Raw genomic sequence first — 13,608 nt, forward strand, 5'->3', positions numbered from 1 at the left:
TAGGATTTAATTTCCGAGACCATAGAACAGTAATCCACATGCGACAAGAATCATTACATAGAGAATGTAAAGATTGGTCTTTCCTCTCTTAAGGTCTTGCGCTGTAACTTTTGGATTTAGAGGTTTTTTATTTGTCTTAGGCTTTCTTACCTTATTCTTTCCCATAATCTCCTCTTATATTTATTGGGCCTTAAACATTTCTTTAAAAAAAGAAATTACGCCGGGTTTAGTATTAATCTTCTTCATTTCAGATGAGAGCTCCTTGATCTCTTGATCCAACTTCATCTGCTTACTATCTACAAAATTATCCCAATCTCTCGCTTTTTCAATCTCAACAAAGCCTTCTCGCAGCTTATTTACCAGTTCATTATTCTCTTGAACCTTCTTCCTAGCATTCTTAACCGCTTCTCGAGCTGAAATTGTTCGCGTCTGCGCTCCCAACTTATCAAATGTTTCCCAAGGTCTAAGAACTCTCTGCTCTTCTAATTCAGTAGCTTTTACTTTCGTTGCTTTATTCTTTGCAGTAACATCATTTAATCTTATCGCCATACATTTTCCTGACTTTCAGTCGAAGTGCCATAGTTATAGCTATCAGTATTTTGACTCTCAAAATCTCTCTGCTCAATTAAGGCCTCAACTCTTCCATGAACTTCCATTAAAACAGACATCATTTCGTCAGAGACAACTTTTCCCGGACAATGCTCTATCAGAGATTTATTCATCGCCGTAGCTTCTTCTCCAGAGACACTTTCTCTAATTGCTCCGGCAATGCAGCCTTCTACATTTCCACGGTACCATTCCAAAATATCCTGACTGAGCTTTCTGTTTAGACTATACTTAGTTGGAACAAAGATAGACTCAAAGTTCATTCTCATCTCTGCTTTAAATTCCTCTAAGAAAGTAGAAAAAACCTTAAAGTTTCTAAAATTATTAATCTTACATTCAAGTGGAGAAACTAAGGCATCACAGGCCACTAGAGCATTCGTAGTCAATTTATTCCAATTAGGAGAGCAGTCCATGATAATAAGATCAAAGTGCTGCTTCAAAGGATCAATAACCTTTTCTTTTAACCAAAACTCTCTTCTATTAATATTACTTAGAGAATCGTTTAAGGCCACGAGTTCAGGTGTTTCGGGAATGAGAAAGAGATTTTCATTATCAGTAGAAACAATTGTTTCATTTAATCTAACAGAGTTAGAGAAAACATCAGACAAACCTTTAGTTCTATTTAATTTCTCTAAAATATAATTAAGATCACCAGAGTCTTCAATCCCGTCATCAAAACCTAGAGCGGTCGTGACATCACCCTGAATATCGAGTCCAACAACACAGGTCTTAAGTCCATGTAGCGCTCCTGTCCTTGCAAGGTTGAGCGCAAGAGTACTTTTTAGAACTCCACCCTTTGTTGTAAATACGCAAAGGCTTACTGGAGAAGAGAATTTTCTAAAAAATCCCACTTTCTCCCCTATCAATGGGAGGTCAGATTCTTTAAAACCTTTACGGTATAAAGCACCAGATCTATATTTTACTTGAGAAGGAATAACACCAGACTCTTCTAGCCTAGTAATCTCTTCCTTGAGTTCTGGACCACCAAAAATAGCCGCCACTTTCTTTAGAGGGTAGTAAGTCTCATTCACTCTTATCTTCCTGTTTTGAGTATCCTTAAATTATAGAAAACAAAGGGATAGAGTGTCAAAGTTTGTTCAGACTAAAGTACTCATATAATCAGACACTACATGTCAAAGAGAAGAAATTCTCCCTAGAATAAAAAAGAATTGTTATTATCGTCTCTAACTAGGAATAACCATGCACGCATCAATTATTATTGGCTCTATAATCTGTTTAGCGATTCTCTTTCTAATCTCTAAAATTCTATTTAATCTCTTCTCTAATTCTCATATTCTAAAGTATGAAATGCCTTCCGGATGGAGTCAGAAAATTTCCAAAAGATATTCTTTATTTCAAAAATTAAATAAAAGGGAACAAATTCAAGTCAGTAAGAAGACTCAAATACTCGTCGCCCAAAAGAAAATTAAAGGCCTCGAAAGTCTAGAAGTAAATATTGATTTAAGGCTTGCTCTTAGCTTTGAAATGTCTCTTTTAAATCAACAAAGGGCCACATCAAATCTCTATAAGAAAATAAGTCCTATCACAGTTCTTCCCTACACAAAGTGGGAAGAATTTAAAAATAGAAACTCCTTCACTCTTTATTGGGATAATGAAAGAAAGAAGCTCTTCATTGAAACCCCTGAGAATACCTTACTCGAAAATACTTACTACTTATGGCTTAAGGCAGATAAGAGATTTTCAAAATTTGAAGACTCAGACCTTCTGAGAATTCATCAAGAATTGAGCGAAGGAATCTGGCCAATTTCAAATAGCGAAGCTAAAGAATTTTTAATGATAAAATAAATATGACCTAACCTCGCTGCGTGGTATATTAGAGCCGTGATAAAGCTAAAGTCCAAAGATGGAAAAAACTATATTCTAAGACCTCTGAGAGCTGATGATAAGATCAACTTAGTTGAAGGTCTTAAGAAAATGTCCCCAGAGTCAATCTACAACCGCTTCCACGGTTTCAAAAAAGAATTCAACGATAAAGAACTTTCAAGCCTAACGGAGCTAGATGGTGTCGATAGATTCGCTTTTGCCCTAGGAGAAGTTAATGAATCAGGCGATGCTGAAGGCGTAGGAATCGCAAGATATCACAGGTCTGCCGATCCAGAGAGGGCCGAATTTGCGATAACACTCATCGATAGAATTCAAGGTCAGGGGCTCGCTAAACAAGTCACACTAGAGCTTATAAAAGTTGCAAAAAGTAATGGTATTAAATTTTTAGATGGAACGCTTGAGAGCACTAACACTAAAATGATAAACTTCATCCACTCACTTGAAGGGTTTTCCATAAAACATGCAGGTGGAGGTCTATTAAAAATGGAGGCCGACTTATCTTTCTACTAGTCTTCCTCTTTACCAATTTATCACTCGCTAATTGCCAATACTCACTTCCCTATAAAAAAGGTGCATCCTATAGACTTCTTCAAGTTTGGAATGGAAAGCATAGTCATCAAGCTCCTCTAGAGTATGGTTTAGACTTTGATTTAAAAGTTGGAACTCCTGTCTATGCCGCAAGATCCGGAACTATTTTAAAAATAAAGAACGATTCAAAGAAAGTAGGAACATCAAAGAAATTTATAAAAGATGCAAACTTTATTCACATCAAACATAGCGATAATACTTTTGCTCTCTACGCTCACTTAAAGTTTAATGGAGTGAAAGTAAAAAAAGGACAAATAATTAGAGAAGGTGAATTGATTGGATACTCTGGAAACACCGGCTTTAGTGACTCCCCTCATTTACACTTTGAAGTTTATCGAAAAGACAAAAATCAGTATAAAAGAAGGTCACTTCCTGTGACCATAGCGACACAGTACGGGCCGCTTCTTGGCCTAGAACTTGGAAAAAGCTATAGGGCCGTTAAAAATGATAAGCCTTGCCCATGAACTACAACATTGAGTAACCCAAAAGGCAGAGCTATTGAAAATGTCACAGGAATAAAAATTCCCATGCCAATCCCAACTGCAAACGCCATCCATAGCATCTTCAAAAAATGAAGAATTGACTTCATTAACGACTCCATCCATTAACTAATTTGTTCTATATATTTATGCTAATGAATTTACAGATAGTTGTCATTAATACCTTTCTAAAATTGTATGACATCTGTTGATATAAATTCTATTGATAATTCAAGAAGATTTTATTTTAACTTAATCATCTTCTGGTCGTTGGCGTAGTCCTCTTTAGAAATAGAGGTTTCCTGCGAGACATGCTTAATTTTTTCTACGATATCAGCTATTCTATCAAGTGCGACATGAACTTTATCTAAGCCTTCTAAGCTTCCCGTCATCTCACACTTTTCAATATACCCAAGAGCAATTGCTAAAGGATTATTTATTTCATGATGATAAGTCACAATCATAGCATTAGCAGTTTCTAGCTCGCTCTTTTTCATATTTTCTATATTCATCTCTTTAATTGAGAGATGAGTCTTCATTCTAGCTTCTAAAATCTCCATATTTATTGGCTTCATCACGTAATCATTTGCGCCAAGCTTAAGGGCAGAAACAATGTCTGAGGTTTCACTCATTGAAGTTGTCATAATGATAGGAAGTTCAACTTGAGAAAAGGATTTTCTAATTTCCTCCATGACCTCAAGCCCTGTCATATCCGGCATCATAATATCTAGGAGTATCAAATCAAAGTAATGGGGACTCTGCTTTAGTAGATGTAAGCAATCCACTCCACCATTGACAATAGAAGTATGAAAGCCTCTTTTCTTGAGTCTCTTTTCAATTAATTTTGAAGTAATTTCATCATCATCAACAATTAGGATATTCAAGATCTTCTCCATTTAGAACATGAAGATTATCTCAAATTAAGATTTCTTAAGAAAGGGGGAAAGAATCCCCCTTTAAGTAACTGACTACTTCCCTAGGTACTCTTGTCCACCAAGGTAAGGTCTTAGTTTCGCTGGAACTTTAATTCTACCATCTGCTTGTTGATGGCACTCCAAGAAAGGAACAAGCGTTCTTGGAGTTGCTACTGCTGTATTATTCAAAGTGTGCACAAATTGTACTTTCCCATCACTATCTCTATATCTTGTATTAGTTCTTCTTGATTGCCAGTCATGCAACTGAGAACAACTATGTGTCTCTCTGTATTTTTCTTCTGAAGGCACCCAACATTCAATATCATACATACGAACTTTTCCAGTTCCCATATCTCCTGTACAACATTCCACAATTCGATATGGAAGCTCAAAGTCTTGAACAATTTCTTCAGAAGTTTCTAAGAGGATTTTATGCCACTTATCTGATTCTTCAGCAGAGTTCTTACAAATTACATACTGCTCAACTTTCATGAATTGATGAACTCTGATTAATCCTCTTACATCTCGACCATAGCTTCCCGCCTCTCTTCTAAAGCAAGGAGAATAGCCTGCGTAGAGAATTGGTAACTTGTCTTCTGTTAAAATATCTTTTGCGTGCAGAGAGTTTAATTGAACCTCTGCTGTTCCCGATAAATAAAGGTCGTCGTCAGGAAGATAGTAAACTTGATCTTTTCCTGTAGGAAAGTGACCAGTTCCAACAAGTGCTTCCTCTCTAGCTAGAGAAGGAGTTGAAACAAGAGTAAAACCTTTTGCTTGAAGCTTTTCAAGAGCATATCTATGCATCGCCATTTCTAAAAGAACCATATCATTTCTTAGAGAGTAACTTCTAGACCCACTTACAGAAGCGATCTTTTCAAACTCGGCCCAACCTTGTTTCTCTAAAATTTCAACATGATCGAGAGGCTTGAAATCAAAGTTTGGCAATTCACCAAATTTCTTAACCTCAACGTTATCATTCTCATCGTTACCTATTGGCGCGAGAGGAGATGGAACCATTGGAGTCGTTAAAAGTAGATTTCTAAACTCAGCTTCTTTATCTGTAAGCGAAGGCTTCATAGCGTCTAGCTCTGTACCAATAACTCTTCCCTCTTCTATAAGAGCTGGTCTCTCTTCTGCCGAGGCCTTTGGGATCTTCTTTGAGTGACTATTTCTCTTTTCTTGAAGTTCTTGAACTTTTCCCTTTAGGTCGGATATTTCTTTGTCTAAAGACAGTAATTGGTCAAAATCGAATGCAATATTCTTAACTTTTGCAGCCGTTTTAACAGCGTCTAGATTTTCTCTGATGAACTTAATATCTAACATTTAGGTACCTCAATATTGGGAAAAAATTATATTGACCAATTTATTACAAAAGTCTCTAATAATCAAAGGCTGACACAGTACGCACACAGTCAAACTTGTTGCAAATAACCAAACTCGTGTAATAATAAATTTATGAAAAAAATACTAATTGTTGACGACGAAAAAATCTTAGCAGACTGTCTTAGAGAAGAATTTGAATTCCTAGGTCACGAAGTAGTCGTAGTTAATGAATCTAGTGATGCCCCGGCACAACTATTTTCCAATAACTTCGATATCATTCTGCTCGACATAAAAATGCCAAAGATCAATGGGGTTGAGCTTTTTGAGCAAATTAGACCTCACACTGATGCCAAAATAGTCTTTCTCTCTGCCATAAGCGACATGATGAGTCATGACCCTGTTCTTCAGAAGGCAGATATGATACTAGAGAAGCCATTCTCAGTAGAAGACATTAAGAAAATTGTAGATTTAGCAAAGTAGGAAAAATAATGGCAAAGTGTAAATTTTGTAGCAAAGATATTTCATGGCTCAAGGAAGGAAGAAAGTTCACTCCAGTTGAGGGAGATGGAACCGTCCACAAATGTGATGAAATGATGAATTCCATGAAGAGCATCAAGAGTATGGAGCGCTCTTCCCTATCTCCAGAAGAAATCAAGAAATACGAAGAAGCGATCAATAAAAAGAAGAAATAGACCTCCTAACCCACCATTAATAGGCTCATTCCACTTTTTTGCCCTCTAGAAGCCTTTGTTCATGGTACGATATAGTATATGAGCAAGCAGGAGGCGCCTATTTATCGCTATTCTCATCTCATCATTCTCTTTTTCTTGAGCTTGAGTACGTTCTCAAAAGATATATCTGACTATCAAGAAACTAAATCCCTTCAATTTCAATGTATTCAGAAAATCTTAAATCACCCCTTCACTAAAGCTCACTACCCTAATCTTACGACTGATCAAACCTCTAGTATGTATTATGAATTTCTCACCCAAATTGATCAATTCTGTAATTGCCAGAGCAGTATTCAAAAGAGTGAAAATAAAGAAAAGAATGCTGACTTCTTTAACTGGAGCTTTAAAGATAAGAGGATTACTTTTGAAAAAGAAGACCAGTGTATTTTAAAGAATTTCTCAGATCATGCGATACACACTATATATACAATCGCTTTAGATACGAAATTAAGGAAGCATTTAAACCTTAGAATAAAACATAGACTTCCAAACTCTGCTTATCACTTGGCCACAGAGAGTTCTGCAGAGATGAAGTTCAATTGTATTGAAGAAAAAATTCTTAGAAGTTGTTCTAAAATAAAGAGCTTAAGAACAACTTATAATTGCATTCAAAGCTCGACTGACAATTTCAAAGAATTCGACACTTTTGAGCGCCAATGCCCACAATTTCAAAATGAGCAAAGGCTAGCACAAACAGTTGACCTGATCTAGAGATTGGTAGGTAACTTCCCACCAAGTAATTCCGCCAAAGTCTTCGTCGTTTCGATTTTAGAAAGAACAATCTTCATTACAGCGGTCATAGGAACAGCAAGGAACATTCCAGGAATTCCCCAGACAAGCCCCCAAAAGAGTAGAAAGAGAAGTATTACAATTGGGTGTAACCCAAGGTTCTCTCCCATAATCTTTGGCTCTACAACGTTTCCAATACTAAATTGAATTGCACTTGATATACTCATTACAGTTACAAGTTCAAAACCTGGTCCAAATTGTAGAAATAGAACAGGAAGAGGAATCAGTACAGCAATGATTGAGCCAATACTTGGAATAAAATTTAGTAGAAAAGTTAAAATCACAAACATAAAAGCTAAATCTACTTTTAAACTAAATAGTAGAATTCCTACAAGTAATGCTGTTATAAAAGACATGAAAAACTTTGTTGCGACATATTTAGAAATTTTATAGTGAACTTGTTTGACCATATCATTATTAATCTTTGTTACGCCTTCTCCCGCAATGAGAAAGAGCACCATGATCACTATTAAAATAGTATTTGAGATAAACATCATTAGACTACCAGAGAACTTTTTAAAAATAGAAAGAACTGGAAGTTCTTGAATTGTACTCTTAATTACATCAGGGTTAATTTCAATATTATAAGAATTTAAAAAAGCGATGACAGAGTCAACAGCAAGAGTGAAACGAATATGGTAATCCCCTATTCCATCTATAAATGTATTTAAACTTTTTACAATGAAGATACTTACTAAAACTGAACAGAAAATAAATATTCCCATTGTAAGAACCACCGCAATAAAACGTGGAGCTTTCAACCTTGTCTCAAACCAATCGATTGAAGGGCCAGAAACAGAGAAAATAAAAAGAGAAATTACAAATGGAATCAAAATCGATTTGGTATAAATGAGTGCTCCTGTAAAAGCGATAAATGTTAAAATCACTAAGCACACATTATTTATACGATCGTATGTATCTTTCAAGAAAACCTCCACTTATTAAGTAGTTAATAGTAGCCACATTAGTTGAATTGTACAATATCCCTAAAAATCAATACGTTACGAAGAAATAGTAAAGTTCTTCTGTCAAGTATCCGATGAGATGAACTATGACTAAGTATATCTATATATTCTCAATTGCCCTGCTCTTCTCTTGCTCAAGCGTGTTGACCCCAACATCCTCACGAACTCCCGCAAGTATAGAAGACGATCCAAATTGCGCCAATGTCGTTAGAAAGTTTATTACTAACGATTATAATGAAAGTCTTTTAAAAGAGATTGAAAATAAAGATCTTATTAAAAGGTCTACTAATACTATGCAAATAAAATTACCAAAGAAGAGCTGGTGGAATAAATTTAAAGACTCTTGGACTCATACATTTAAAAACTGGAATGATAATAAGTATGTGTCTTTCTATATGTACGATGAAGAAGAAACTGTTGCCAGCGCTGCTGCTTATGCAAAGTTTCTCAGAAAGACAGTAGATCAAGTAGAAGTCAATAAAGATGAAGAGTCAGTTTTAAAAACAATTGATACATGGTTCACTAAGTACACTCACTACGAGAAAGAGCTAAACGATCTCATCAATGAAAGGGTCTCTCTTGCCTATAATAGAGATATTTTAAAGAAGTATAATTTCGAAGGAAATAGGGCCGAAGTTGATCTCATCTTTGTAAAGAATGGAGAAGAAGTCCATGAGAAGATGATCTTCTACAAGGACGATAAGAACCTTCAATACTATATTAAACAACTGGATAAGAGAATTACAGAACTTGACGGTGGAATGTTCGACTGGTGGTTTGATGAAGGCGTTATCAAGCAGAGAATCATTCAACAAGCAATGCTACAAGATAAGCTCATCATTACTCACCGAGAGCTTGAGTACTACATCAATAATACAGAAGGAATTACAGCGGGCACTCTTCAAACACTAAAACTAAAGTTGAAGCAATTTGAAGAGGCCATTGATAATCTAAACTTCACTCCTTCAAAGTATGGAATAAATAAAATAGCGAATAGATCCATCAGAAAAGAAATTGCAGCTCTTCCTAAAACAGTGAAAACCTTCAAAAAAGTTCAAGATGGAAAGAAGGTGATGAACGAGCTTTTGACAGATCAAGACAAAGATCGATTAAAGTTCTTCACCAATGGATATGCCAGAGTCTTCCAAGGAACTGCTCTAGGAGCCTTTGCGACTGGTTCAGGAACTTCAATCTGGATTGGTTTAAAAGAATACTTTATGTGGGGAGAAAATAAGAAGTATGCCTGTGTAAAGCTTCCAGAAGAAAAAGAATTCTTAAATTGTATTCAAGAATATATTGAAAAGAGATACCCAGTTCTCTTTCAAGCTGCAATTTTAAGTGGAGACTTCAATCCATTTGATTACGAGAATATTCCAGAAGATCAAAAAGAAAGCTATATGGAAGAACTTGAACATATCAAAAGGTTAAGAGTTACTTTTAAGATCCTTGAGGCAAGGAAGAAGAAAACAAGAGAAGATCTTTCAGAGTCAATTAAAACGATGTATGACTCTATTGTTATCAATGAAGACGAACTTCATTCCTGTGCAAGGCTCACTCTAGAACTATTCCCAGGATGTATGATTGACTACTTAATGCAGAAATTTCCGGGAGTCTTTTCCGCTTGGACGACTCAAAATGGCGATCTAAAAGGAGGAGAAGTTGATATTTATGATTTCAAATCGATTCCTGACAATTACAGAGAGCTCTACAAAGTTGAAGTAGAAAAGATTAGTGCTCAAAGGGCCACCTACGAAGATTTTTATAGTGATTTTTCTAAAGATGCCGTTTTTCTTTTAGAGTGATGATACTTCTTCGTCACTCTTTAGAATAATTATTACCCCTATGATAATCATTACTCCGCAGAGAAATTGTCCCATGGTAAAAATCCCAAAGTAGAGACCAATCTGAGGGTCTGGACTTCTAAAGAATTCAATGACAAACCTAAAGAATCCATAGAAAGAAACAAAGAGTCCGGTACAAAAGCCTCGTCTATTTAGCTTATTTCTTCCAAAGAAAAATAAAATAAGAAAGAGAGTCAACCCTTCTAATAACGCTTCATAAATTTGCGAAGGATGCCTAGGCTCTCCATTATAAAACTTAGGAAAGATTACGGCCCATGGAACATCCGTCACTCTCCCTGCAAGTTCTCCATTTATAAAATTTGAAATTCTTCCAAAGAAAATACCTATTGGAGCAAAGATGCTGATAGCGTCAGTGAAGGTTAAAAATGGTACTTTATACTTTCTTGATTGATAGAAAGTATAAAGACCAATTCCAATAATTGCCCCATGAAAACTCATCCCTCCTTCCCAGAGAGCGAATACTTTCATTGGTTCTTTTAGATAGTAGCCTAAATTATATATAAGAATGTAGCCTATTCTTCCCCCAAGGACGAGAGAGAGAAAGCCGATTGAGAGATAGTCATGAATCAACTTCTTTGAGAGAGTGATTTTCTTCTTAGAAGATAAACTCATCACTCCAAAATAAACAATGAAAAAACCTGCTATATAAGAAAGCCAATACCAAGGAAGGATAAACCATCCCCATTCAACCGCCATTGGAGATAAGTCATGTACGTAGTAATTCATTTAAATATGATAGCATAGAAATTTGTGACTAAAGAAGCTCTTTTACATCTGCGTGGAGAATTTGAACCGCCTCTAAGAATTTAGCCTGATACTTTTCTTCTACTTTAAATCGATCTATATCTTCTTTCATTATTTCTTGTTTGCTTAACTCATTTCTCTTTTCATGAGTTTTAAAGTTTTTTAACTCTTGGTACATATTAAAGAAGACTTCATAATCTTTCTTTGAGGAGTCTAACATCTTTGACTTATCAACTAACATTCGGATTCTAATACATCCCTCTGAAACCTCACATTGCTCTTGGATGAGGGCCTTAGAGATAATATCAAGACTTTCTAAAATAAACTTTTCCTTCTCTCTCGTATTCTTTAAACTCTCTTTTGCAAAGCTACTCTGTTGCTGAATTCTCTTCGCCAAGAAGAAAATAAGAGTACTTAATAAGGAGATCAAAAAAATAAGGCCTACTAGAATTTCAAAAAAGTACTTCTCTAACAAAATTATATCCTCTTACAACATATGCTGTGGTGTCTTTGGATAAACTCCTTCAGGAATTTCTAAGATCCAAGCATTTAGCGTTTCTACCAAACTAGCTGTATCACGATTTAATCGACCACCCAAAGGAAATTGATTAGACACATGATTTGCTCTGAATAAAATCTCTCGATTGGAAGGCTTAATTAATTTTAAAATATCTCGCATTTCAGTAGTTAACTCTCTTGAAGTTAGCATATCAAAATTTCCCTTCTCCACCATTCGCTTAAGAGGAGTTCCAGAGACAGCAACAGTCGTTAACAATGAGAAGAACTTTGGTGAAATTTTACTAATAAGCGCGGCCGTCTCACTCACGTGCTCCTGACTAAATTTACGCCCACCAATTCCTAACATTCCTATTATTGAGATATCCCACCCAGAAAGATGAAGCTTTTCACAGCCAGAAACCATGTCCGCAGCAGTATTTCCTTTAACAATACGGTGAAGAACCTGATCAGAGCCACTCTCCATTCCTAAATAAGCAATACTTAGCTTATTTTGCTTCAAGAGCTCTAACTCTTCCCTACTCTTATCTAACATATTCTGGGCCGTGGCATAGACACCAACTCTTTCTACGCTTGGAAAGTAGTGATTAACAAGCTTCAAAGCACCTAAGAGAAGTTCAGTACTCGCCCCCAAAGCATCACCATCACAAAAGAAGACTTTCCGAGGAGTATAGTTAAGCCTCTGAAAATACTCATGAGTGTTCTTAATTTCTAACTCAATTTCCTCTAAACTTCTTTCTCGGTACTTCTTTGAGCGATACATATTGCAGTAAGTGCACAGATTGTGAGAACAGCCGATAGTCACCTGTAGTAGAAAACTACGCCCTTCTGATGGCGGTCTAAATACTGGTTCTTCGTACTCTATAGGAAAGTCATACATAGTTTAATCTCTTTCAATAATATGATATGTAGACCTGATGAATACCATAAACATGAATTTTATTACAGATGAAAAAGAGTACTGGATTACTTCTATAAGTAATGAGAAGCACGTTATTGTATTCAAGGATAAAGAAACTGCTCATCAATTTAAGCTCTCACTTCTTCTTGGAACTGTTGATGCTCCTTGGGAGTCACCAATGGACTACACTTTTCTTCAAGACCGAGATGGAAAGTCGTTCTATGAAGTGAACGAAAATATTAATAAAAAAGATGACTGGAAAGCGGAAGCTTGCTGTCAATCAGGTTGTCCCGGATGTCCGTGGACAATCTCACAAGGAATATAATGGAAATTCATAAATTCTCTTTTAGAGGAAAAGTTAAAGGAAAAGAAGGTATTACACTTCTAGACTTTCTAGCAGAAGTGACTCCTCTCTCGAAGTCACTCATAAAGAAACATGCAAGCAATGGTGGGATTTGGATAAAGAAAAAAGGCGTTGGCCCACTCAATAGAATTAGAAGAGTAAAAACAGAATTAACCTCTGAAGACTATATAGAATGTCACTATGACCCAAATCTTCCAGAAGTAGATATGTCTCTAGTCAAACAAGTTTATAAAACAAAGTCTTGGGGTGTTTGGTATAAGCCAGCGGGTGTCCTTTCACAGGGAACAAAGTTTGGCGATCAGGCCTCAATTATTCGACATATTGAAAAAACAAAACCTCATGTCTACCTCATTCAAAGACTTGACCGTGAAACTTCAGGATTAATGATTATTGCTTACAGAGATAAAGTGGCACGAATTTTTACAAACGCCATGAAGAATAGACTTATTCGAAAATTCTATCAAGCAGAAGTACTTGGTACACTTAGAACTCCTGAAGGAGAAATTGATTTCGAACTAGAAGGAAAGAGTGCAAAAACGATTTATAAAGTTCACGAGGAACTAGAGCATAGCTCACTTGTTGAACTTGAAATTATAACAGGAAGATATCATCAGATTCGCCAACACTTTGAAAAAATCAAGCACCCAGTAATTGGCGACCCAAAGTATGGACGTCATAATAAGAATGATGATGGGCTGAAGTTAGTTGCCCATAAACTTGAACTTAAAGATCCGATCTCAAAAGAGGATCATATGTTTATTCTACCTGAAGAGTTAAGACTTTTTTAACTTCTTCTTGAGACCTGTTACTCTAATTTTCTTTGAAGTCGGCTTTAAAGGGCCGACCTTTAGGATACCTTTTTGAACTGGATATAAAATTCCCTGTCCTACTAGAAATGCTCTACCAATTTTTGCTATATGTGCCAATGCTACTCCAATATTTAACTGACTACTTTGTAGGCCTATAGCTTCCATTTATCCA

Annotated in this window: 19 protein-coding genes; 9 read left to right on the plus strand and 10 right to left on the minus strand. The window is 35.9% G+C overall.

Annotated elements, in window-relative coordinates; genetic code table 11:
- Positions 1–6: 6 nt before the first annotated feature.
- From CES88_RS06385 to CES88_RS06395, 3 genes are read right to left on the minus strand one after another with little or no spacing between them, the layout of a single operon-like run.
- Positions 7–165, minus strand: coding sequence for a hypothetical protein (locus CES88_RS06385; RefSeq protein ID WP_290732591.1), 159 nt, complete (start codon positions 163–165; stop codon positions 7–9).
- Positions 166–180: 15 nt separating this feature from the next.
- Positions 181–549 (minus strand): hypothetical protein, encoded by a 369-nt coding sequence (locus CES88_RS06390; protein ID WP_290732593.1) that lies wholly within the window; start codon positions 547–549, stop codon positions 181–183.
- On the minus strand, positions 540–1,637 hold the full coding sequence (locus CES88_RS06395; protein WP_290732595.1) for an AAA family ATPase: 1,098 nt from the start codon (positions 1,635–1,637) through the stop codon (positions 540–542). The genes CES88_RS06390 and CES88_RS06395 overlap by 10 nt, the downstream gene beginning before the upstream one ends.
- Before the next feature lie 169 nt (positions 1,638–1,806).
- On the opposite strand from CES88_RS06395, the gene CES88_RS06400 reads away from it, so the two are divergent.
- The 3 genes from CES88_RS06400 to CES88_RS06410 are packed head-to-tail and all read left to right on the plus strand — an operon-like array spanning position 1,807 to position 3,503.
- Entirely contained in the window at positions 1,807–2,412 is a 606-nt protein-coding gene (locus CES88_RS06400) for a zinc-dependent peptidase (RefSeq protein WP_290732597.1), read from the plus strand.
- A gap of 36 nt (positions 2,413–2,448) precedes the next feature.
- Positions 2,449–2,961, plus strand: a complete 513-nt coding sequence (locus CES88_RS06405; RefSeq protein WP_290732599.1) for a GNAT family N-acetyltransferase — start codon at positions 2,449–2,451, stop codon at positions 2,959–2,961.
- Positions 2,949–3,503 (plus strand): M23 family metallopeptidase, encoded by a 555-nt coding sequence (locus CES88_RS06410; RefSeq protein WP_290733277.1) that lies wholly within the window; start codon positions 2,949–2,951, stop codon positions 3,501–3,503. The genes CES88_RS06405 and CES88_RS06410 overlap by 13 nt, the downstream gene beginning before the upstream one ends.
- Positions 3,504–3,760: 257 nt before the next feature.
- Here the strand turns inward: CES88_RS06410 and CES88_RS06415 are convergent, their stop codons facing one another.
- Together CES88_RS06415 and serS are read right to left on the minus strand one after the other, a co-directional pair.
- On the minus strand, positions 3,761–4,402 hold the full coding sequence (locus CES88_RS06415; RefSeq protein WP_290732601.1) for a response regulator: 642 nt from the start codon (positions 4,400–4,402) through the stop codon (positions 3,761–3,763).
- An 84-nt stretch (positions 4,403–4,486) separates the two neighbouring features.
- A complete protein-coding gene (serS, locus tag CES88_RS06420) occupies positions 4,487–5,755 on the minus strand; it encodes a serine--tRNA ligase (protein WP_290732603.1) in 1,269 nt (422 codons plus the stop codon).
- A 132-nt stretch (positions 5,756–5,887) separates the two neighbouring features.
- Between serS and CES88_RS06425 the strand changes: the two genes are divergently transcribed.
- The 3 genes from CES88_RS06425 to CES88_RS06435 all read left to right on the plus strand — a co-directional run bounded on the left by CES88_RS06425 (position 5,888) and on the right by CES88_RS06435 (position 7,197).
- Entirely contained in the window at positions 5,888–6,235 is a 348-nt protein-coding gene (locus CES88_RS06425) for a response regulator (protein ID WP_290732604.1), read from the plus strand.
- 8 nt (positions 6,236–6,243) lie between these two features.
- The gene (locus CES88_RS06430) at positions 6,244–6,447 is read left to right on the plus strand and encodes a hypothetical protein (protein WP_290732606.1); all 204 of its coding nucleotides are present in this window, start codon (positions 6,244–6,246) and stop codon (positions 6,445–6,447) included.
- A gap of 78 nt (positions 6,448–6,525) precedes the next feature.
- Positions 6,526–7,197 (plus strand): hypothetical protein, encoded by a 672-nt coding sequence (locus CES88_RS06435; protein WP_290732608.1) that lies wholly within the window; start codon positions 6,526–6,528, stop codon positions 7,195–7,197.
- Here CES88_RS06435 and CES88_RS06440 read toward each other — a convergent pair.
- Positions 7,194–8,201, minus strand: coding sequence for an AI-2E family transporter (locus tag CES88_RS06440; RefSeq protein WP_290732610.1), 1,008 nt, complete (start codon positions 8,199–8,201; stop codon positions 7,194–7,196). The two genes, CES88_RS06435 and CES88_RS06440, sit on opposite strands and share 4 nt — an antisense overlap.
- Before the next feature lie 125 nt (positions 8,202–8,326).
- Here CES88_RS06440 and CES88_RS06445 point away from each other — a divergent pair, with 125 nt between their 5' ends.
- Positions 8,327–10,042: a hypothetical protein gene (locus CES88_RS06445; protein WP_290732612.1), complete on the plus strand. Its 1,716-nt coding sequence runs from the start codon at positions 8,327–8,329 to the stop codon at positions 10,040–10,042.
- Here the strand turns inward: CES88_RS06445 and lgt are convergent.
- Genes lgt through CES88_RS06460 form a run of 3 tightly spaced genes read right to left on the minus strand, consistent with a single transcriptional unit; the run spans position 10,034 to position 12,242 of the window.
- Positions 10,034–10,828, minus strand: coding sequence for a prolipoprotein diacylglyceryl transferase (gene lgt, locus CES88_RS06450; RefSeq protein ID WP_290732614.1), 795 nt, complete (start codon positions 10,826–10,828; stop codon positions 10,034–10,036). The genes CES88_RS06445 and lgt overlap by 9 nt on opposite strands.
- A 28-nt stretch (positions 10,829–10,856) precedes the next feature.
- A complete protein-coding gene (locus CES88_RS06455; protein WP_290732615.1) occupies positions 10,857–11,321 on the minus strand; it encodes a DUF2489 domain-containing protein in 465 nt (154 codons plus the stop codon).
- A gap of 12 nt (positions 11,322–11,333) precedes the next feature.
- Positions 11,334–12,242, minus strand: a complete 909-nt coding sequence (locus CES88_RS06460) for a radical SAM protein (RefSeq protein ID WP_290732617.1) — start codon at positions 12,240–12,242, stop codon at positions 11,334–11,336.
- A 52-nt stretch (positions 12,243–12,294) separates the two neighbouring features.
- Between CES88_RS06460 and CES88_RS06465 the strand changes: the two genes are divergently transcribed.
- Entirely contained in the window at positions 12,295–12,588 is a 294-nt protein-coding gene (locus tag CES88_RS06465) for a hypothetical protein (protein WP_290732619.1), read from the plus strand.
- Positions 12,588–13,415: an RluA family pseudouridine synthase gene (locus CES88_RS06470; protein ID WP_290732621.1), complete on the plus strand. Its 828-nt coding sequence runs from the start codon at positions 12,588–12,590 to the stop codon at positions 13,413–13,415. Before CES88_RS06465 ends, CES88_RS06470 begins: the two co-directional genes overlap by 1 nt.
- On the opposite strand, the gene CES88_RS06475 is transcribed toward CES88_RS06470, so the two are convergent.
- Positions 13,401–13,601, minus strand: coding sequence for a hypothetical protein (locus CES88_RS06475; protein ID WP_290732622.1), 201 nt, complete (start codon positions 13,599–13,601; stop codon positions 13,401–13,403). The genes CES88_RS06470 and CES88_RS06475 overlap by 15 nt on opposite strands.
- Positions 13,602–13,608 lie beyond the last annotated feature (7 nt).

Origin of the sequence: Halobacteriovorax sp. JY17, from assembly GCF_002753895.1 — a bacterium.
GTDB lineage: Bacteria > Bdellovibrionota > Bacteriovoracia > Bacteriovoracales > Bacteriovoracaceae > Halobacteriovorax.

Coding starts and splice junctions, on each gene's coding strand:
- CES88_RS06475 (WP_290732622.1), bottom strand. CDS start 13,601: ATGGAAGCTATAGGCCTACAAAGTAGTCAGTTAAATATTGGAGTAGCA.
- CES88_RS06465 (WP_290732619.1), top strand. CDS start 12,295: ATGAATTTTATTACAGATGAAAAAGAGTACTGGATTACTTCTATAAGT.
- CES88_RS06385 (WP_290732591.1), bottom strand. CDS start 165: ATGGGAAAGAATAAGGTAAGAAAGCCTAAGACAAATAAAAAACCTCTA.
- CES88_RS06470 (WP_290732621.1), top strand. CDS start 12,588: ATGGAAATTCATAAATTCTCTTTTAGAGGAAAAGTTAAAGGAAAAGAA.
- CES88_RS06460 (WP_290732617.1), bottom strand. CDS start 12,242: ATGTATGACTTTCCTATAGAGTACGAAGAACCAGTATTTAGACCGCCA.
- CES88_RS06430 (WP_290732606.1), top strand. CDS start 6,244: ATGGCAAAGTGTAAATTTTGTAGCAAAGATATTTCATGGCTCAAGGAA.
- CES88_RS06435 (WP_290732608.1), top strand. CDS start 6,526: ATGAGCAAGCAGGAGGCGCCTATTTATCGCTATTCTCATCTCATCATT.
- CES88_RS06445 (WP_290732612.1), top strand. CDS start 8,327: ATGACTAAGTATATCTATATATTCTCAATTGCCCTGCTCTTCTCTTGC.
- lgt (WP_290732614.1), bottom strand. CDS start 10,828: ATGAATTACTACGTACATGACTTATCTCCAATGGCGGTTGAATGGGGA.
- CES88_RS06390 (WP_290732593.1), bottom strand. CDS start 549: ATGGCGATAAGATTAAATGATGTTACTGCAAAGAATAAAGCAACGAAA.
- CES88_RS06400 (WP_290732597.1), top strand. CDS start 1,807: ATGCACGCATCAATTATTATTGGCTCTATAATCTGTTTAGCGATTCTC.
- CES88_RS06425 (WP_290732604.1), top strand. CDS start 5,888: ATGAAAAAAATACTAATTGTTGACGACGAAAAAATCTTAGCAGACTGT.
- serS (WP_290732603.1), bottom strand. CDS start 5,755: ATGTTAGATATTAAGTTCATCAGAGAAAATCTAGACGCTGTTAAAACG.